Origin of the sequence: Thalassotalea euphylliae (genome assembly GCF_042682785.1) — a bacterium.
Taxonomy (GTDB): Bacteria; Pseudomonadota; Gammaproteobacteria; order Enterobacterales; family Alteromonadaceae; genus Thalassotalea_F; species Thalassotalea_F euphylliae.
In genome coordinates, this window is record NZ_JBHUIB010000002.1 from 141570 (window position 1) to 160726 (window position 19157).

Genomic DNA, 19157 nt, shown 5'->3' on the forward strand with positions numbered 1-19157 from the left:
AGGTTTCACTTTTTTCAATATTACTCACTGCATAAAAATGTAGGCTTTTAAAGCAGGAAAATACGAATTTATGGCAAAATCTCTGGTAATCGTCGAGTCACCGGCCAAAGCAAAGACGATTAACAAATACCTAGGCAAAGATTTCATCGTGAAATCTAGCGTAGGTCATGTCCGTGATCTTCCAACAGGAAGCACAGGTAAGAAAGTGGCAGCCAAGCCTGCGGCCGAAGTCCGCAAAATGTCACCAGAAGCTAAAGCAAAATACAAAGCTAAACGCGACAAGCAAGCGTTAGTGAACCGCATGGGTATAGACCCCGAAAAAGATTGGAAAGCGTCGTACCATATCCTTCCAGGCAAAGAAAAAGTCGTTAATGAGTTAACTAAGCTCGCTGAAAAAGCCGATACTATCTATCTCGCAACCGATTTGGATAGAGAGGGGGAAGCTATCGCTTGGCACTTAAAAGAAATTTTAGGTGGAGAAGACGATAAGTATCGCCGAGTCGTCTTCAATGAAATTACAGAGAATGCGATTCAACAGGCATTCGCGACGCCAGGTGAACTCAGCATGCCAGGCGTAAACGCACAACAAGCTCGCCGCTTTCTAGACCGTGTCGTTGGTTTTATGGTGAGCCCATTACTTTGGAAGAAAGTTGCACGTGGTTTATCAGCTGGACGTGTACAGTCAGTGGCAGTAAAACTGGTTGTAGAAAGAGAGCGAGAAATCAAAGCGTTTGATCCGCAAGAGTTCTGGGAAATCGTCGCTGATACAAAAGCAACAGATGGTACAGAGTTAACACTTGATGTAACACATCAAAATGGCAAAGCGTTTAAACCCAAGAACAAAGCAGAAACAGATGCTGCTTTAGCGATACTTGAAAATGCGGCCTATTCGGTTGCAAAGCGAGAAGATAAGCCTTCGAAAAGCTCTCCTTCAGCACCATTTATTACCTCTACGCTTCAACAGGCGGCCAGTACGCGCTTAGGCTTTGGTGTTAAGCGTACTATGGGGCTTGCTCAGCGATTGTATGAAGCTGGTCATATTACCTACATGCGTACAGACTCGACTAACTTGAGTGCAGACGCCGTGAATATGGCACGTGATTACATTAGTGACAACTTTGGTGAGAATTACTTACCTGAAAAAGCAAAGGTTTACGGTTCTAAGGGCAACGCACAAGAGGCGCATGAAGCGATACGTCCATCAAATGTGAAACTAGAAGCTGCTTTGTTAAACGATGTCGATGCAGATGCGAAGAAGCTATATGATTTGATTTGGCGACAATTTGTTGCTTGTCAAATGACCGCGGCGCGTTATGACGTTTCAACGTTAACCATATCGGCGGGTGAATTTGACCTTAAAGCAAAAGGTCGTGTGATGCGCTTTGATGGTTGGACAAAGGTCCACCCACAAATGAATAAAGGCGATGACAAACATCTTCCTGATCTCGCTGTCGGAGAAGCAGTAAGCTTAGTTAAGTTGGACCCGTCACAGCACTTTACCAAGCCACCAGCGCGCTTTGGTGAAGCGTCTTTGGTTAAAGAATTAGAAAAACGCTCAATTGGGCGACCATCGACCTATGCTTCAATTATTTCAACCATACAAGATCGTGGCTATGTGCGTCTCGAAAAGAAGCGCTTCTATGCTGAAAAAATGGGTGAAATAGTCACTGACAGCTTGTCTGGTAGTTTCAGTAACTTAATGAGTTACGATTTTACAGCCAATATGGAACAAGAGCTTGATGACATTGCAGAAGGTGCAATTGACTGGAAATCGGTACTGAACGAATTTTATGGCAACTTTAAAGAACAACTAAATAACGCAGACAAGCCTTCAGAAGAAGGTGGCATGCAAGCTAATGAGCCAGTGCTTACCGATATTGATTGCCCGACGTGTGGTCGCAAAATGGGCATTCGCACGGCATCTACGGGTGTGTTCTTAGGCTGTTCCGGCTACTCGTTACCGCCGAAAGAGCGCTGTACCACTACCATGAACTTGATTCCTGGTGAAGAGGCTGTAAGTGTTTTAGCTGAAGATCAAGAAACAGAGGCCCTTCGTGCCATGCATCGTTGTCATAAATGTGGCACTGCAATGGACAGCTATTTGATTGATGAGAAGCGTAAGCTACATGTCTGTGGTAATAACCCAGTTTGTGATGGTTACGAGCTAGAGGAAGGTGATTTCAAGATAAAAGGGTATGATGGCCCTGTGCTTGAATGTGACCGCTGTGGTTCTGATATGGAGCTAAAATCAGGCCGTTTTGGCAAGTACTTCGACTGTACAAATTCTGAGTGTAAAAACACGCGTAAGCTATTGGCAAATGGTGAAGCGGCTCCACCTAAGGAAGACCCGGTTCAATTACCTGAGCTTCCATGTGAAAAGTCTGATGCTCACTTTGTATTAAGAGATGGGGCTGCAGGTATCTTCTTAGCGGCTAGCACATTTCCGCGCTCTCGAGAGACAAGAGCGCCTAAAGTTGCTGAGTTGCATCGCTTTAGAGATAGGATTTCTTCTAAATTCTACTATTTGGCTGACGCTCCACAGCAAGACGCAGATGGTAACGATTATATTGTTCGTTATAGCAGAAAAACAAAAGAGCAGTATGTAATGACTGAAGTAGATGGAAAGGCTACCGGTTGGGTTGCTAAGTATATCGAAGGTAAATGGGTGGAAGAGCAGACTAAAAAGTCTGCGGCTAAACCGAAGAAGAAAAAGTAGTCTGCACGCAGTATAAAAAAGCGCCGTTTGGCGCTTTTTTCGTATTATGGCTAAGAGAATTCTTGTTTATTGTTGTGAACTTGTTATTTTAATACCGTATTTCAGTAAACGTCGTTGAAATCGACACTATCTATCCGGAAGTTGTGAGAAATGGATATTTTCACCCTCATCATGTGCACCTTGCTTGTTAGCTTTTTTATGATGCTAACTATGTTTTCCTTATTCAAAGGGAGTCGTCATGAAGCATATCTGCTGGATTGGGGCGTTGCTGGCGCGTGTTTTTGTGCATCGAGTTTCTTTGGTGTGCTGGGCACACAGTTTGGCTTATCTGGAGTCATAGCTTCTGGTATTGCCAATTCATTTTATATAACGGCACATGCAGCCATATTCACCGGACTATTTGTGTTAAACGGTGGGCAAAGCCAGAGAGCTATGTTGCTTGTTGTTTGGCTGTTTATATTGTTTCTCCACCAGTTCGAGTATATCTATTCTTCCGTTAATAATCGCCAGCTAGTCTTTTACCCGCTTATCATTGCATTTGACTTATTGGCCGCATCACAGGCGCATAAATTACGGAAGCAAAGTTATGGATACGGGCTGATTAAATGTGTCATGCTGTTTTTTGTTGCGCAAATGGTGATCAGAACGCTGTATATGTTGATTGATGGTAAATCCATGGCCGTGTTTGGTAGCGAATTTGTACAAACATCTGGAACACTATTTTTGTTGTTGTTTTTATTTTTGCAAACGCTCGCGTTTGTATTGGTTTTTAATACGCGAAAAGAAAACCAAATCCGCAGTTACGCCATCACCGACCACTTGACCGGTTGGTTGAATAGAAGGGCGCTTGAGCCTAATACAAAAAGCCTATTAGCAAAAGCAAAGCGTGAGAAAGTGCAGCTGGGTGTGATTATGTTTGATATTGACAACTTTAAAGCGGTCAATGATGAATATGGTCACCTGTGTGGTGATGAGGTAATAAAACAAGTTGCTAATAAAGCCAAACAAGTAAACAGGGATTCAGACTTTCATTACCGCGTTGGCGGAGAAGAATTTCTGGTATTGCTTTATAACGTTAATCTGTATCAAGTGCAGCAATTAGCGGAACGTGTTAGAGCCGCAATAGATGAGTTAATGGTAGTTCACAATCATAAGAAAATTCACCCAAAAGTGAGTGTTGGCACGGCACTATCAAGTAAATCAGACGAGCAATGGGAAGCGTTAATAAGTCGAGCAGACAAAGCGCTATATTTTGCTAAAGAAAATGGCAAGAATCAGGTCAAAGCATTTCAACCTGATATGGATGCCTTAGCGACGAACTAATTGGGTTACCTACATGAATTCCAGTTCGTCTATTACACGACGTGCTTGAGCAGCGGTACAGTCGGTTTTAGCGATTAACTGGTTAACGGTTATTCCTGCGTTTTGTTTAGCAATAAACATTAGATCATCATGTGTTAATGACTCTTGCTGCTTTCTCAAATGCTTTGCAAGCCATTGCCAGCTGTCTTCATTACTTTGTTCTATAAATTCAATAATATTTTGCAATTGATACTTGTCCGCAGACAACTTCCAGTTCCTTGAGCGTCCTATACGATTTAGTTCACAACCAATTGCTCGAATCTCTGACTTAAGCGCATATGCCTTCATCGTTTTGCGAAGAAACGATGGCAATATAATGGTGGAACTAGAAGACTTCACAATGTCGCTTTCAATATCGTAATGGGGTAGATAACTAGTATAAAAAAACTTTTCAGGCCTTAAAACCAAAACAACCAGCATAGCGCTGGTTGTTTGTGTTGATTGTGGTGCTTACCACTTTTTCTTTGGTTGGAATAAAACGTCCAAGTCGTCTTCTTCACTTTTCGCTTTTTTGGCAGCGTCTTTGGCATTCGTATTTTTAAGTTCAGCTGTAATTTGCTCAAGTTTGTCTTCTATTTCTTCTTTCTTAGAACGTACATACTCGCTTTGATTCGAAGTGTTGCCAATGGTTTGTAACGCTTTTTCGTAGTACTGACGCGCAGAGCCTAACATTTCTTTGCTGTATGCTTGATTGCCGCGTTTTAGTAAGCTCTCGATATTTATTTTAAGCTGCATGCCATCTAAACGTGCATCCTGTTTCACAAATACTTGCGCATCAAGTGCGCCTTTAGTTTGTTCTGACTTAAGCGTTACACGAAGCTTTTTGATACATTGAAGTATTTGGACAAGCTGTTGTTCATTATCTGGCAATGTAAACTGTTCTTCTTTGTTCGAGCTATTTGCCGCCATGTCAGCTGATGCTTTTAGACGAGACTCGAACTCTTGAACTTTTTGCTTGCTTGCTTTTACCTCTGGCATGATTTGTAGCATGGCTTTCGCCGCGTTTAAGCTCCGACGAGTCAGAATTTCAACCATGGCTGGATTGTCAGGCAACATAGCCATCATCATGATGAGTTCTTCGGTTTCATCAATAATTGCCTTTTGTTTAGCGACCTTGGCACGCTTTTCTGCTTCTACTTTTTCTTTGTGTTGCTGAATTGCGTTAATCACTACGACAAAAATAATCAGAGCGACAATCAATCCGACAATTATTGCTATCATATTTATTCCAATAATAAGTTCGAACTACTTTTTACGAGTCTACAAAAATTGTATGCATTATCATAGAGCTAAACAGATGAATTAGTGAAAAACCTCTAGAAAGTGTAGCTTATTCAAACGACTTTTACTTTTATGCATTGTTTACGAGATATTTCGACATTATTTGCTAAGCTTTTGGTTATAAATTGAATATTTTTAAATCAAATATGGAATATTACTGAGAATCAGTATATATTTTTGGAATAAGAAAAGTTCGAATCCAAGTGATAATGGAATAAAGATGAAACTCCAACAGTTACGTTACATTGTTGAGGTACTAAATAATAACCTCAATGTGTCGGCTACAGCCGAAAGCTTATACACTTCACAGCCTGGTATTAGTAAACAGGTGCGAATGCTCGAAGACGAGCTGGGCATTCAAATTTTTGGTCGAAGTGGTAAGCATTTAACACACGTGACTTCTGCGGGCCATGAAGTTATCAATATCGCTACGGAAATACTGAATAAAGTTGAAGCGATAAAAGCGGTTGCTAGTGAGCATACGCAGCCAGACCAAGGAAAACTTCGCATTGCTACTACGCACACGCAAGCGCGCTATGCACTGCCTGATGTTATCCAAGGTTTTATTAAAAAGTACCCTAAAGTGTCACTGCACATGTACCAGGGAACGCCTCAGCAAATCAGTGAAGCTTCTGCCAAAGGTGACGCTGATTTTGCTATTGCTACCGAATCTTTGCATTTATACAACGACTTAATCATGTTGCCGTGTTATCACTGGAACAGAAGTATTATCGTTCGAAAAGATCATCCTCTTGCTAACAAGAAAGATTTAACCATCGCTGATATTGCTAAGTATTCCTTAGTGACTTACGTGTTTGGTTTTACCGGTCGTTCCGAGCTGGACAAAGCATTTAGTGCTGCAGGTTGTGAGCCTAAAGTGGTATTTACCGCAACAGACGCAGATGTTATCAAAACCTATGTTCGCCTTGGTGTGGGTATTGGTGTGATTGCAACGATGGCAATGGATCCTGAAACAGATTCAGATTTAGTCGTGTTAGACGCAAGCCATTTGTTTAAAGCCAGTACAACGAAAATCGGCTTCAAACGTGGTACATTCTTGCGCGGTTATATGTTTGATTTCATTGAGCGTTTTGCACCTCATCTCAACCGAGACTTGGTTACACGAGCAATGCTGCTGAAAAACAACCATGAAATTGAAGAGCTGATGTCGGATATAGAGCTTCCTGTTAAATAGGCACTCTTTGCTTATCAGTGACCAACTAACAAAAAAGAGGCTTTTAGCCTCTTTTTTGGTTTTCATAGTCAATGTTGCGGTTGAAGGGGTTGTCTAACACTCAATGATATTAACAGCTAAGCCACCTCGCGATGTCTCTTTGTATTTAGTCTTCATATCATTCCCTGTGTCCCACATAGTTTTGATCACCTTATCAAGCGATACCTTTTGAGTGCCTGTACCGCGCAATGCAAGACGAGAAGCATTAATTGCCTTAACAGCACCCATGGCATTACGTTCGATACAAGGTACCTGTACGAGCCCGCCTACAGGATCACAAGTTAAGCCTAAGTTATGCTCCATACCAATCTCTGCGGCATTTTCCACTTGCTTAGGCGAACCTCCCATGATTTCGGTCAGCGCGCCTGCAGCCATAGAACAGGCCACACCTACCTCGGCTTGGCAACCACCTTCTGCACCTGAAATAGTTGCATTGGTTTTGTACAATACACCTATCGCCGCAGCTGTTAGTAGGTAACGGATACAGTCTTCGTCTTCAACTGGTTTTATGAATTTATCGTAGTAGCACAGTACGGCAGGAATAATACCCGCAGCACCGTTAGTAGGCGCAGTAACTACGCGGCTACCAGCTGCATTTTCCTCATTTACCGCTAGTGCAAATAGGTTAACCCAATCCATCGCACTTAACGGGTCGACATTCTTTTCTACAGAGAGTGAGCGGTGTAATGCTGGCGCACGTCTATTTACTTTTAGGCCACCAGGCAGAATACCTTCGGTGCGCATACCTCGGTCTACACTGTCTTTCATTGCGCGCCAGATAGCGACTAATCCTTCACGGATTGTTTTTTCATCAGTCAGACACTTTTCGTTGTCCATCATTATCGTACTGATACTTAAACCTTTCTCTGTGGCTTCTTTTATTAGCTCATCCGCAGTAGAAAAAACATGGGGTCTAACGATGTTGGCATGTAAAGATAGCGCTTTGTCTTTTTCCTTTTCAAAATCGCAGTCCTGAACGATAAAACCGCCACCAATTGAGTAGTAGGTTTCTTCAAAAATGATGTCATCACCGCTGTAAGCAAAAATGGTCATTGCATTAGCGTGAGCAGGTAGCGTCTTTCTTCTGTGATAGATAATCGCGTTTGACTTAGGGAAGTCGACCGTCTTTTTGCCCAACAAAGAGATTTGCTGACTATCAACTGTAGATGCGAGGATCGTTTCTATGGACTCTACAGGGATGGTTTCTGGCGCTTCACCAGTTAAACCCAAAATAACGGCTTTTCCTGTGCCATGGCCAACACCGGTTTGCCCTAGAGAGCCAAACAGCTCGCAGTTTACGCGATCGACTGATGCTAATAAGCCTTTTTCTTCAAGGTGTTCAGCGAATAATTTTGCTGCACGCATTGGGCCAACCGTGTGAGAACTGGACGGACCAATGCCAATTGAAAACATATCAAATACACTAATCATGGTGATAGCCTGAATTAATAATTGTACTTTCTAGTATTTTTGAAATTATGTTCGGCATTCTACCTGAAAGTTTTCATTGTTAAAAACAGATAACTTCAATTATAGGAGAAATAAATAAAATGGCTTAATGATGGATGTGCGCTACAAGGTCAGCCAACATAGCAGCAGTAGCACCCCAAATATTGTAATGCTTATAAGGCATAAAATAGACGTGATGTTTTTTACCTTTATGGAAGGTAGACACTTTTAAATGGTTTTGATGGTCTACAAAGAAGCTTAGTGGAACGGTAAATATTTCTGCCACTTCTTGCTCGTCCGCTTGCAGTGCTAGCTCACCACTGATCAGTCCAATAATAGGAGTCACTTGGTAACCCGTTATCGTGTGATAAGGTTCAAGCTGACCAAGTACATCAACTTGTTCTGGGTTTAATGCAATTTCTTCGTGAGCTTCTCTCAGTGCCGTCTCAACGTAATTTGCATCTTGCTTTTCAACTTTACCGCCGGGAAAGCTAATTTGCCCAGGGTGATGCTTAAGGTGATCCGCTCTTCGGGTAAAGACAATATCTAAGCCTCGCTCAGTTTCGACGAGAGGAATAAGAACAGCCGCTGCTTTTACGCGGTCAGCGAATTTGAATTTATGTTGTGATGGCGCTAACGGAAATAAATGAAAACGATTGAGAAACTGCGCTTTATTCATCACTTTTCTTTTGCAAAGTTGGAAGTATTTTACCTACTTTATCAAAAGTTTCTTGGTATTCACTAGAGACTTTTGAGTCTGCGACAAGCCCGCCACCAGCCCAACAATGTATTTTATTTTCTTGGCATATCAACGTGCGAATAGTGATGCTGGTATCCATGTTGCCACAAGCTGAAAGGTAACCTATTGAGCCACAATAAAGGTTTCTTCGATGGGGCTCGAGCTCTTCAATAATCTCCATGGCACGTATTTTAGGCGCACCAGTAATAGAGCCTCCAGGAAACGAAGCTCTAATTAAATCTGTACCATCAAGCCCATCTTTTAGTTTCCCCTCAACGGTGCTCACCAAGTGATGCACTGCGGGGAAGCTTTCGATATCAAATAGTTTTGGCACGTTTACTGTTCCAGAAACGCATACTCGGCTAATGTCGTTGCGTAGTAAATCAACAATCATTAGATTTTCGGCGCGATCTTTCGTCGACGCTGACAGTTGCTCTGCATTCGCCTGATCGGTCTCTTTGTCAATACCACGTGGCAATGTCCCTTTAATTGGCTTTGTTTGCACTTTTCCGTCACTTAACCACATAAAACGCTCTGGCGAAATGCTAAGCACCGATGTTTGGTCGAAACGCATGAAGGCAGAAAACGGGGCTTTGTTTGCCTCGCGTAGCGTTTTATAGGCGTCAAATTCGTCACCTTTATAGCTTGCGCTAAATCGCTGGGCGAGATTTATTTGATAACAATCGCCAGAGCGCAGGTACTCTTGCACTTGTGCAAATTTATTAGCGTAAGCTGCTTCGTTCATGTTTGCGTGCCATTGGGACGTTAGTGCGAAGGGAGTTAAATCATCTGGGCCTGCGCTTACATCTGGCACATCAATCACATCGAGGTTTGCTGCTATATCATTCCATTCATTTTCTGGTGCAATCAACCACCATTGCTGTAAATCATTATCAAACAGCAGGGCGTTCAGATAGATGCCAACAGCCATTTCTGGCATGGAAATATCATTCTCAGCTAGCACAGGAAGCTTTTCGAAACGGCGACCTAAATCATAACTGAAATAGCCGATAGCTCCGCCATTAAAAGGTAGTTCTGATGAGGATAGTGGATGCTTTTGGAAAATGTCCCTTTCTATGCTTTTCAGAACAGCTAACGGATCATCATCACTTGTTTGGTTTAGATGTGCCCACCCTGAAGATTTTGTACTTACTGTCGTGTGTCGTCCTGTCGTTTCTATACATGCAACAGGTTGCCAAGCAATAATGTCGAATTTAGCATTCGGGTGCACACTGTCGGAAGAATCCAGCCAAATGCTCCAGGGTAAACCAGAGAATGGTTCAAATACGTTTAGCGGCTTATAGCTATCGAGCGACTCAAGTCGTTTTATCAGCAAAGAAGCAGAGGAGTTAGAGCTTGGCAATGGACACCTGTAATCAGTGGTGATGAACAAGATTTTCAATTGCTGCCATCACGATAATTGATTGGCAGCTAACGGTTAAGCAGGGTATCATATCGGCAAAAATTTAACTTTCAATATCTGATTGTTAATCAATAACATCTCTAAGAGAGCAAGAGACGATTATGGCTATCATCAAACAGCAAGATTTCATTGAAAGTATTGCCGACGCGTTGCAATACATTTCTTATTACCACCCTCTAGATTTTGTCCAAGCAATTGAAAAGGCATATCACAAAGAAGAAAGCCAGGCGGCTAAAGATGCGTTGGCGCAAATTCTGATCAATTCTCGTATGTCAGCGCACGGCAAGCGCCCAATCTGCCAAGACACCGGCATCGTAACATGCTTTGTGAAAGTCGGTATGGCGGTTCAGTGGGACAATACAGACATGACGGTTCAACAGATGGTGGATGAGGGGACACGTCGAGCATATATGAACCCAGACAACCCACTTCGAGCGTCAATTGTTGCAGACCCAGCAGGCACTAGAAAGAACACCAAAGACAATACTCCGTCAGTTGTTTACATTGACATGGTGCCAGGCAATGAGATTGAAGTGCACATTGCTGCAAAAGGCGGTGGTAGCGAGAACAAAACCAAGTCAGTGATGCTAAACCCTTCAGACAATATTGCTGATTGGGTAGTTGAAACGTTACCTAAAATGGGGGCTGGTTGGTGTCCACCAGGGATGTTAGGTATAGGTATTGGTGGTACAGCTGAAAAAGCGGGTGTATTAGCGAAAGAAAGCTTGATGGAACCGGTAGATATTCAAGAGTTGCTTGACCGTGGCCCTGAAAATGCTGAAGAAGAACTGCGTCTTGAAATTTACGAACGCGTTAATAAATTAGGTATTGGCGCACAAGGTCTGGGCGGTTTGACTACCGTTGTAGATGTTAAGATTAATACAGCGCCTACTCATGCGGCGTCTAAGCCAGTCGTGATGATTCCTAACTGTGCAGCGACACGTCATGTTCATTTCCACTTAGACGGCTCGGGTCCAGCAGATTTACAGCCACCTAAACTAGAAGATTGGCCAGAAATTACCTGGGAAGTGGGGGAAAATGTTCGCCGCGTTAATGTTGATGAGTTAAAGAAGGCAGACGTGGCAGAGTGGAAAACGGGCGAAACTGTTTTGCTAAGCGGTAAAATATACACCGGCCGTGATGCTGCGCATAAGCGTATGCAAGAAATGATTGCTAATGGTGAAGAGCTTCCAGTAGATTTGACTGACAAATTCATCTACTACGTTGGGCCTGTAGATGCTATTGGTGATGAAGCGGTTGGTCCAGCAGGCCCTACGACAGCAACACGTATGGATAAGTTTACTGACTTAATGCTTTCTGAAACGGGCTTAATTGGTTCTATTGGTAAAGCAGAACGTGGTCCTGCGACTGTTGAGAGTATCAAACAACATAAGTCTGTTTATTTAATGGCCGTTGGTGGCGCTGCGTATCTTGTTTCAAAGGCTATTAAGAAAGCAAAAGTAGTGGCATTTGAAGACTTAGGTATGGAAGCTATCTATGAATTTGAAGTAGAAGACATGCCGGTAACGGTTGCCGTTGACAGTACTGGTGAGTCAGCTCATGTCACAGGCCCTGCTATTTGGCAGGCTAAAATTGAAGAGTTAGACGAAGCATTGAGCTAATCAATCTCTTCTATTAGAAAAACGCCCGACAGGGCGTTTTTTGTTTCTATTGTTCACTGCGCGCTTGATTACCCGATTCCATTACATGCTTTACCGCATTTGATTCGAGTCATGGCAGTTTTCAGATCAAGCCATAAAAATTCATACAAGTTTTCAAAAAGCTGCTAAATTGTTGAAATAACAACAAGCTTTTCTTAGGGAAGTAAAGTGCTGATTGAGAGTTTTCCGTCGTTACCAAACATGCATGCCTTGTTTGTCTTGTTGCTTACATGTGCTGCCTTGTACTTGTTTAAACGTGAAGACATAGCGTTAGAGACCTCCTCCCTAGCCGTAATTGCTGTACTTACCGTGTTCTTTGCTTTGTTTCCTTTTGGTGAAGGCGAGGGGCTTTTAGAGCCCGTTTCCTTTTTTCATGGTTTTGGCCATGAGGCGCTGGTGACTGTATGCGCATTAATGATTATTGGCCAAGCCATTGTCCGAACGGGCGCTTTAGAGCCTATCGGGCGAAGCTTATCTAGGCTTTGGAAAATCAGCCCATCATTCTCTTTACTTTGTACCTTGATCATTGCAGGTGCGCTTAGTGCTTTTGTTAACAACACGCCTATTGTTGTTTTGCTATTGCCGATATTAATTAGCGTTGCTATTAGGACTCAATCTAATGTCAGTGGCATGCTATTACCGATGGGGCTTGCTACGCTTGTTGGGGGCATGTTTACCACTATTGGTACCTCTACGAATCTGCTAGTGGTCAGTGTAGCAGCGGAAATGGGCGTAGAGCGGTTTGGCATGTTCGATTTCGCCCCTATTGTTATGATTGCTGCAGTGGTTGCTGTACTTTATTTATGGTTAATTGCACCGCGCATACTACCGCAGCGCGAAGCCACTATGCCGGACACCTCGCCTCGACTTTTCAGCGCTTATTTACACATAGGAGAAAACTCACAATTGATTGGACAGACAATTTCCGATGCGATTAAGTTAACAGACGGCATGATGCGTATCGAGAGCGTCCAACGAGGTAAAGATTTTCACAAGCTGGTGCCGCTGCCTGATACTGTTATCAAAGAAAACGATCGACTTCACGTTAAAGATTATCCTGATAGATTAAAGGAGTTTGAAACGGTTTTAAAAGCAACATTGCACTCAGGCAAACACAAGGTCGATGAAGAGCATCCACTTGAAGCAGGAACGCAGGTACTTGCTGAAATCGTTGTTATTTTGGGTTCAGGGTTGATTGGCAGAACATTGAAAAGTGCTAATTTTGGCTCAGAGTACGGTATTTCTGCGGTAGCACTGCACCGTGAGGGTAAGCCCATGGAGATTACTCGCCGTAGTATCGGAACTGTACCATTGCGTGTCGGAGATATCCTGCTTGTTCAGGGTGAAGCAGAACAGATCGAAGAGTTAAAAACACAGCAAGGCATATTAGTTGTGGATGGCGCATCAAAAGTGCTTCAAACCGCCAAAGCACCAATTGCAATGGGCGTTATTTTTGGTGTTGTTCTAATGCCTGTGCTAGACATCCTGCCCATTGTCATTAGTTCTGTTTGTGGTGTATTGGTATTACTAGCGTCGAAGTGTCTTAACTGGCAAGAAGTGGCGGCGGCGCTTAGCACGCAAGTTATTTTAATCGTAGCAGCCTCACTCGCTTTAGGTTCAGCAATGGTCGGCACAGGGGCGGCACAGTATCTTGCCGAGGCATTTGTTGCACTATCATCGTCATTGCCTGTAGGAGGGGTTCTAGCGGCTTTGATGCTATTGCTCGCAATTTTAACGAATGTTGTGTCGAACAATGCAGCAGCCGTTATTGGTACGCCGATTGCGATATCTGTGGCACAACAACTGGGGGCGCCCGCTGAGCCTTTTGTTTTAGCAGTGCTATTTGGCGCTAATTTAAGCTATGCCACGCCGATGGCCTATAAAACTAACTTGTTGGTCATGAATGCTGGTGGCTATCAATTTGGCGATTTCGTTAAAGTAGGTATTCCGTTAATTATACTGATGTGGGTTACGCTTTCGATGACGTTGACTTGGGTTTACCTTAGCTAGATCTCTTCTGAAATCCAGAGCAGATAAGATGTATAAAGAACAACTGTATATTTACACATTATGTAAAGCTAGCTAAGATACTCAAAATACAAAAACTAGGTTCATTATGCTGGCTAACGTTCAACAATGGGACTTCAGTGTTTGGCTAACACTTTTCTGCGCAGTGAGTTGCTGCTTTCTCATATTATTTGCCCTAAAGCAGCGTAGCCAACTCAATAAAGCGATGCTTCAGCAGCACACTACTCAAGCGCAAATGGATCAACTTTTACCGTTGATTCAAAAGCTACCGGTAGAAATTCAATTAAGTACAGATAAACAGTTATCTAGTCTGCGTCTTCACCTCATGAGACAGCAAGCTGATTTTCATCAGCAAACCAGTGAGCAGCAAATAAAGTCCTTCGACACAATCCATCAAACATTGGCAAGACATGCAAAAGACAATCGGGAAGAGCTCGCAACGGCACTGACCAAAAATATGGCATCGCTTACTGAGTCGACTGATAAGCGTTTGCAGGATATTAGTGGACAGGTTGAAAAGCGTCTATCTGAAGGCTTTGAAAAAACAACACAAACGTTTACTGATATCCTGAAAAGGTTAGCGTTGATAGATGATGCACAAAAGAAAATTACCGAGCTATCGACTAACGTAGTCAGTTTGCAAGAAGTGCTTGCTGATAAACGCTCTCGTGGCGCATTTGGTGAGGTGCAACTCAACAGCCTTATCCGCAATGTTCTGCCGGAAAGCCAGTTTTCGCTTCAACACACTTTATCTAACGGCAAGGTGGCAGATTGCATGTTATTTTTGCCTAAACCGACCGGTAACGTGGTGATAGATTCTAAGTTTCCGTTGGAGAGCTATCAAATCATGGTAGATCCTGAACAGGATGCAATACTTCGCAAGCAAGCAGAAAAACAGTTCAAGCAAGACATCAAAAAGCATATTTCTGACATCGCGAGCAAGTACCTCATAGAAAATGAAACTGCCGATGGTGCCGTCATGTTTATTCCCGCAGAGGCGGTTTTCGCAGAAATACATGCGCACCATAGCGACTTAGTCACGATCGCTAACCAACAGCGTGTTTGGTTAGCGTCACCAACCACGTTAATGGCAATACTGACGACAGCACGAGCGGTACTAAAAGATGAAGCCACCCGGAGTCAGGTTCATATTATTCAGCAACATTTGGCTGAATTGGCGAAAGACTTTGATCGCTTCCAAGGGCGTTTTACAAATCTTGCTCGTCACATAGATCAAGCCGCGACTGATGTTAAACAGATTCATACGTCAGCATCAAAAATCAGCCAACGGTTTGAGAAGATTGAAAAGGTTGAGCTTAAAGAAGAAAAGGATGAACTTCTCGAGTTGTCTTAAAGCGGAAGTTTTAGTGGTGAGGAAAAATAGTGCCTAAATAATGTTAGGCACTTTTCTGATAGCTTTGAACGCGGTTTCGGCCTAATTCTTTTGCAAGATAGAGCGCCTTGTCCGCATGCACTAGCAGCTCTTTTAAAGAGTCGCTATTCGTCATTTTGCTGGCAATACCGAAACTGGCTGTGCAGTTGAAGTCGTGTTTACCAATGATTGGAATAGGGTGCTGTTCTATGGATATACGCATTGCTTCAGCAAGGTTTAATGCTTCTGGTGCTGTTGTTTCTGGCATTATCAATGCGAATTCCTCGCCACCAATACGGGCAAAAAAGTCTTGCGGGCGACGGTGTCTGTTAATAACGCTAGCCACTTCTGTTAGGCATAGATCGCCAGCAGCATGTCCATACAAGTCGTTAATGCGCTTAAAGTAATCTAGGTCAAAAATAAGTACGGTAAGTGGTCTATTTTCTACTGTTGCACGTGATAGTAAGGTATTACCCTCGGCAAAAAATGAGTGACGATTGGCAATGCCGGTCAGGGAGTCGGTAGTCGCTTGGCGCCTTAGCTGGGTCTCGTTGGCTTCAATTTCGTTAACAAAAATAATCAGAACGAGAATAACTTCGAGCATATTGACCAACATCACTGATTGATAAATCAGGTGATTCATCTCGGCACTCAAGTCGATTAGCGGGCTCGTGTTAAGTGTATTTTCACAATAGAAATATAATGCAACGGCAATCAAACTTAAGGATATTTTTTCCTTCTTTTCCTTAAGTTCGAATAAAAGAAACGCACCTGTAGGCACGAGGTAATAGTATAAATGGAAGCCGGAGGCATTAGTGACATACAAATTGGTGCAGACAACGAGGTGCAGCATAAGTACACTAAAGAACCATATTTTACTGCCACGATTAGCACCATAAGCATTAAAAACTAAGGTGGCGGCGTACGCTAACGTGAATAAAAAATTTAATCCGGCAACTAAATAATGCTGGAATACAAAAACATAGTTAAGCGTGTACAGTCCCGAGATAACTGTTGTTATCAGGCCAATAATATTCATGGTGCGAACTTTGTTTGCACTGCTGAATGGGAGGTGCTCTGTACCGAGAGAGAATAGCTGGTTAAGTTGCATACTGCGTTTTTAATAACTTATGTGCGACTTTTTAACCATTTTAACCGAAGATACAGATGAATAACGAGTTTTATTTTTGCGATATAAGTTAGAGGTTTTCGCTTGAGTAACTATTTAAATAACATCAAACACTTAGGCGTTCATACCTTAGTATTACTTACATTGTTTGGTGCATGTATTGAATTTTCATCAAGTTGGCGATCCTGGGCCCACTTTATCGAAACAGGCACTATCCTAGCTATTTTTGCTGGTTTTTTGTTTTCTATTCAATTTAATCAAACACGTTACGGTTATTTGTTGATGGCACTTTTTACGTTGCCATTGTTGTCCGAAGTGGCAGTTTACAATACGCTTAATGGTTGGTTACCTAACGACCACCAATTGACGGGTAATTGGCCATTAAATACTGCGTTATTGGTTATATGTTCACTCGCCTTTATGAAGGAGCGAGGTGTATTCTCGGTTCATACGTTGCATAGACTAATGACTTTTTCACTTATGGGCGTCTTAGCACTTGCGAACGAGTTGTTACCAGGGCAACTATCGGCATATTCAAAACCACCAGTCTTTTTTCAGCTAGCGGAAGAAATGCAAACGAATGTTCAAATTTGGCTAATACCTGCATTTACCTGCATTACGCTTTTAGTTGTGTCATTGAAGCGCGGAGCATTAATACACAGTGCGCTCTTATTAACCGCCGTTGTTTTATTACTAGATAAACAAAAAATAATCCCGTTAGCCTCTGACGTTGTTTACTTTTTATTGGTAACGTTGCTTGTCGTGTTTATGTTGGCTGAATCTTACTTTTTGGCGTATCGGGATGAATTAACAGGTCTACCCAGTCGTCGTGCATTGACAAATTTAGCCTTATCTCTTGGCCGAAAGTACACTGTCGCCATGCTGGATGTGGATCATTTTAAGAAATTTAATGACACTTATGGCCATGATATAGGCGACCAAGTACTTAAACTTGTTGCCGCGCAAATGAGAAAAGTGAGTGGTGGGGGGAAGGTCTTTCGCTACGGAGGTGAGGAATTCACTATTGTTTTTCCCAGAAAAAATGCAGAACAAACATTGAATCAACTAGAGCAGCTGCGTGAAAGAATAGCCAACTATAAGATGGTTATTCGACAGCCGGTTAGAACAACAAAAGCTTCGCGAAACAAGCAAAACAAAGCAAGTCAGAAAACGGTGAGTGTTACTGTATCTATCGGTGTATCAGCAAGGCAAAGTAAGCAAAGTTTTGATCAAGTTATGAAAGTGGCAGACCAAGCGCTGTACCGGGCTAAAAAGAAAGGGCGAAACAACGTAAGCCAGTAATGTATGAAGTTTTAAGGCTTCCTTTTGTTGGTGAGCTGAGCTGTGGAGATAAGCGATAAAAAAGCCTGGTAAAACCAGGCTTTTTTATTGAGCGATTTCGACATTAAAACGCTACATTGACAAACACTACCGTTAGCAATACCGGGCAAACGAAACGGAGGTAATTCCCCCAAAGCTTAAGTTTCGTATCTTTTTCCCAGCGAGCTTTGTCGTTTAGTTTATTACCACGATTCCATATCCAGCCCACAACCAAGAAATAAAACAAACAGCTAAGTGGTTGCATAATGGTTGTTAGTACTTGGATAACAACACCAAATAACACGTCGAAAAATGCGACTAGCACCATACTTGCCGTTAGCACGATACCTGAAATGAGCCACGTTGCGTTTCGCCTCGACATGTCTTTTTCTTCGACTAAATAGGACACAGGTACTTCTGTTGAAGAGATAGTAGAAGTAAGCGCCGCGATAGAAAGTAGCGAGAAAAAGCCCGTCGCCACTATTAAACCTATAGTGCCCATCGATTCAAACAACGCTGGTAATATTTGGAATATTAATTGTCCCTCGCCAATAAGGTTGCCGCCAGCAAACACTTGTTGTCCTGCTGCTTGTGCCACGAACAAAGCTGGAATGATTAATAAACCAGCAAGGAAGGCAATGAAGGTATCGAGTGCGCCAATTGATAGGACTAGCTTGCCAATATCTTTGTCTTTTTGCATGTATGAGCCATATACCATCATACCGCCAACACCAATAGAAAGAGAAAAGAAGGCTTGTCCCATGGCCGAAATGACCAGCTTAGGGTTGGTTACTTGGCTAAAATCTGGAATAAGGTACTGTCGCAATCCGTCTATTGCGCCATCTTGCTGAAGAATATAAACAATTAAACCGATAAGCATCATCAATAAAATTGGCATCAAACGCGCAGACCATTTTTCAATACCAGCATGTACACCTTGATGAATAATAGCTGCACCTAAGACAATAAAAATAGGAGTGAAGATAATGTTTCGGATCGTGCTGTCAGTGGCAAGCCATGTGGACAAATCAACAAAGCCCGCCAAATGTGACACGGCAGACAGAGCGTGTGAAAGCATCCAGCCAGCCACAATGGTGTAAAAGCTCAACATCATAATTGCGCCGCATAAACCGGCTTTACCAGCAAAACGACCAAATCGGGGCATGCGCTCTTTACATGCGTCGCCTAACGCACTTACTGGGTTTTTCTGCGCTTGGTTGCCAATATAAATTTCTGCATAAAGTGCTGGCAATGCTAACAATAAGGTGACTATCAGATACACAAACAAAAAGGCACCACCGCCATTATTTGCTGCATTCGTTGGGAAACCCCAAATATTACCTAAACCAATTGCTGAGCCTGCGGCTGCTAGAACAAAACCAATGCGGGAATGGAATGAATCTCTTACCAAAACTATCTCGACGCTATTGTTGTTATTTTTGC

The 19157-nt window shown here is 42.7% G+C and carries 14 protein-coding genes; 7 read left to right on the forward strand and 7 right to left on the reverse strand.

Annotated features, from left to right (window positions below; translation table 11 throughout):
• The first annotated feature begins 70 nt into the window (after window positions 1-70).
• Window positions 71-2716, forward strand: coding sequence for a type I DNA topoisomerase (topA, locus tag ACFSJY_RS06715; protein WP_386032497.1), 2646 nt, complete (start codon window positions 71-73; stop codon window positions 2714-2716).
• A gap of 150 nt (window positions 2717-2866) precedes the next feature.
• Complete coding sequence (locus ACFSJY_RS06720) at window positions 2867-4039, forward strand: GGDEF domain-containing protein (protein WP_386032499.1); 1173 nt, start codon at window positions 2867-2869, stop codon at window positions 4037-4039.
• A 9-nt stretch (window positions 4040-4048) separates the two neighbouring features.
• On the opposite strand, the gene ACFSJY_RS06725 is transcribed toward ACFSJY_RS06720, so the two are convergent.
• Window positions 4049-4417 (reverse strand): ribosome recycling factor family protein, encoded by a 369-nt coding sequence (locus ACFSJY_RS06725; RefSeq protein WP_386032502.1) that lies wholly within the window; start codon window positions 4415-4417, stop codon window positions 4049-4051.
• 111 nt (window positions 4418-4528) lie between these two features.
• Window positions 4529-5299, reverse strand: a complete 771-nt coding sequence (locus ACFSJY_RS06730) for a hypothetical protein (protein ID WP_386032504.1) — start codon at window positions 5297-5299, stop codon at window positions 4529-4531.
• A gap of 280 nt (window positions 5300-5579) precedes the next feature.
• On the opposite strand from ACFSJY_RS06730, the gene cysB reads away from it, so the two are divergent.
• The gene (gene cysB / locus ACFSJY_RS06735) at window positions 5580-6554 is read left to right on the forward strand and encodes an HTH-type transcriptional regulator CysB (RefSeq protein WP_386032506.1); all 975 of its coding nucleotides are present in this window, start codon (window positions 5580-5582) and stop codon (window positions 6552-6554) included.
• A 93-nt stretch (window positions 6555-6647) separates the two neighbouring features.
• Here cysB and ACFSJY_RS06740 read toward each other — a convergent pair whose 3' ends face one another.
• The 3 genes from ACFSJY_RS06740 to pabB form a co-directional block, all read right to left on the reverse strand.
• The gene (locus tag ACFSJY_RS06740; protein WP_386032509.1) at window positions 6648-8024 is read right to left on the reverse strand and encodes an L-serine ammonia-lyase; all 1377 of its coding nucleotides are present in this window, start codon (window positions 8022-8024) and stop codon (window positions 6648-6650) included.
• Window positions 8025-8148: 124 nt separating this feature from the next.
• Window positions 8149-8721: a CoA pyrophosphatase gene (locus ACFSJY_RS06745; RefSeq protein WP_386032512.1), complete on the reverse strand. Its 573-nt coding sequence runs from the start codon at window positions 8719-8721 to the stop codon at window positions 8149-8151.
• Window positions 8714-10117: an aminodeoxychorismate synthase component I gene (gene pabB, locus ACFSJY_RS06750; RefSeq protein ID WP_386032708.1), complete on the reverse strand. Its 1404-nt coding sequence runs from the start codon at window positions 10115-10117 to the stop codon at window positions 8714-8716. The genes ACFSJY_RS06745 and pabB overlap by 8 nt, the downstream gene beginning before the upstream one ends.
• Before the next feature lie 188 nt (window positions 10118-10305).
• Here pabB and ACFSJY_RS06755 point away from each other — a divergent pair, with 188 nt between their 5' ends.
• The 3 genes from ACFSJY_RS06755 (at window position 10306) to ACFSJY_RS06765 (ending at window position 15247) form a co-directional block, all read left to right on the forward strand.
• Window positions 10306-11826: a fumarate hydratase gene (locus tag ACFSJY_RS06755; RefSeq protein WP_386032514.1), complete on the forward strand. Its 1521-nt coding sequence runs from the start codon at window positions 10306-10308 to the stop codon at window positions 11824-11826.
• Window positions 11827-12033: 207 nt separating this feature from the next.
• The gene (locus ACFSJY_RS06760) at window positions 12034-13875 is read left to right on the forward strand and encodes an SLC13 family permease (protein WP_386032516.1); all 1842 of its coding nucleotides are present in this window, start codon (window positions 12034-12036) and stop codon (window positions 13873-13875) included.
• A 106-nt stretch (window positions 13876-13981) separates the two neighbouring features.
• Window positions 13982-15247 (forward strand): DNA recombination protein RmuC, encoded by a 1266-nt coding sequence (locus tag ACFSJY_RS06765; RefSeq protein ID WP_386032518.1) that lies wholly within the window; start codon window positions 13982-13984, stop codon window positions 15245-15247.
• A gap of 43 nt (window positions 15248-15290) precedes the next feature.
• Here the strand turns inward: ACFSJY_RS06765 and ACFSJY_RS06770 are convergent, their stop codons facing one another.
• The gene (locus ACFSJY_RS06770; protein WP_386032520.1) at window positions 15291-16376 is read right to left on the reverse strand and encodes a GGDEF domain-containing protein; all 1086 of its coding nucleotides are present in this window, start codon (window positions 16374-16376) and stop codon (window positions 15291-15293) included.
• 102 nt (window positions 16377-16478) lie between these two features.
• On the opposite strand from ACFSJY_RS06770, the gene ACFSJY_RS06775 reads away from it, so the two are divergent.
• Window positions 16479-17696, forward strand: a complete 1218-nt coding sequence (locus tag ACFSJY_RS06775; RefSeq protein WP_386032522.1) for a GGDEF domain-containing protein — start codon at window positions 16479-16481, stop codon at window positions 17694-17696.
• Between the two features lie 103 nt (window positions 17697-17799).
• Here ACFSJY_RS06775 and ACFSJY_RS06780 read toward each other — a convergent pair whose 3' ends face one another.
• Window positions 17800-19131, reverse strand: coding sequence for a sodium-dependent transporter (locus ACFSJY_RS06780; protein ID WP_386032710.1), 1332 nt, complete (start codon window positions 19129-19131; stop codon window positions 17800-17802).
• Between the last annotated feature and the right edge of the window lie 26 nt (window positions 19132-19157).

Bases quoted from the DNA above. Each gene is read 5' to 3' on its own strand.
- topA (WP_386032497.1), top strand. From the start codon at position 71: ATGGCAAAATCTCTGGTAATCGTCGAGTCACCGGCCAAAGCAAAGACG.
- ACFSJY_RS06720 (WP_386032499.1), top strand. From the start codon at position 2,867: ATGGATATTTTCACCCTCATCATGTGCACCTTGCTTGTTAGCTTTTTT.
- ACFSJY_RS06730 (WP_386032504.1), bottom strand. From the start codon at position 5,299: ATGATAGCAATAATTGTCGGATTGATTGTCGCTCTGATTATTTTTGTC.
- cysB (WP_386032506.1), top strand. From the start codon at position 5,580: ATGAAACTCCAACAGTTACGTTACATTGTTGAGGTACTAAATAATAAC.
- ACFSJY_RS06740 (WP_386032509.1), bottom strand. From the start codon at position 8,024: ATGATTAGTGTATTTGATATGTTTTCAATTGGCATTGGTCCGTCCAGT.
- ACFSJY_RS06745 (WP_386032512.1), bottom strand. From the start codon at position 8,721: ATGAATAAAGCGCAGTTTCTCAATCGTTTTCATTTATTTCCGTTAGCG.
- ACFSJY_RS06755 (WP_386032514.1), top strand. From the start codon at position 10,306: ATGGCTATCATCAAACAGCAAGATTTCATTGAAAGTATTGCCGACGCG.
- ACFSJY_RS06765 (WP_386032518.1), top strand. From the start codon at position 13,982: ATGCTGGCTAACGTTCAACAATGGGACTTCAGTGTTTGGCTAACACTT.
- ACFSJY_RS06770 (WP_386032520.1), bottom strand. From the start codon at position 16,376: ATGCAACTTAACCAGCTATTCTCTCTCGGTACAGAGCACCTCCCATTC.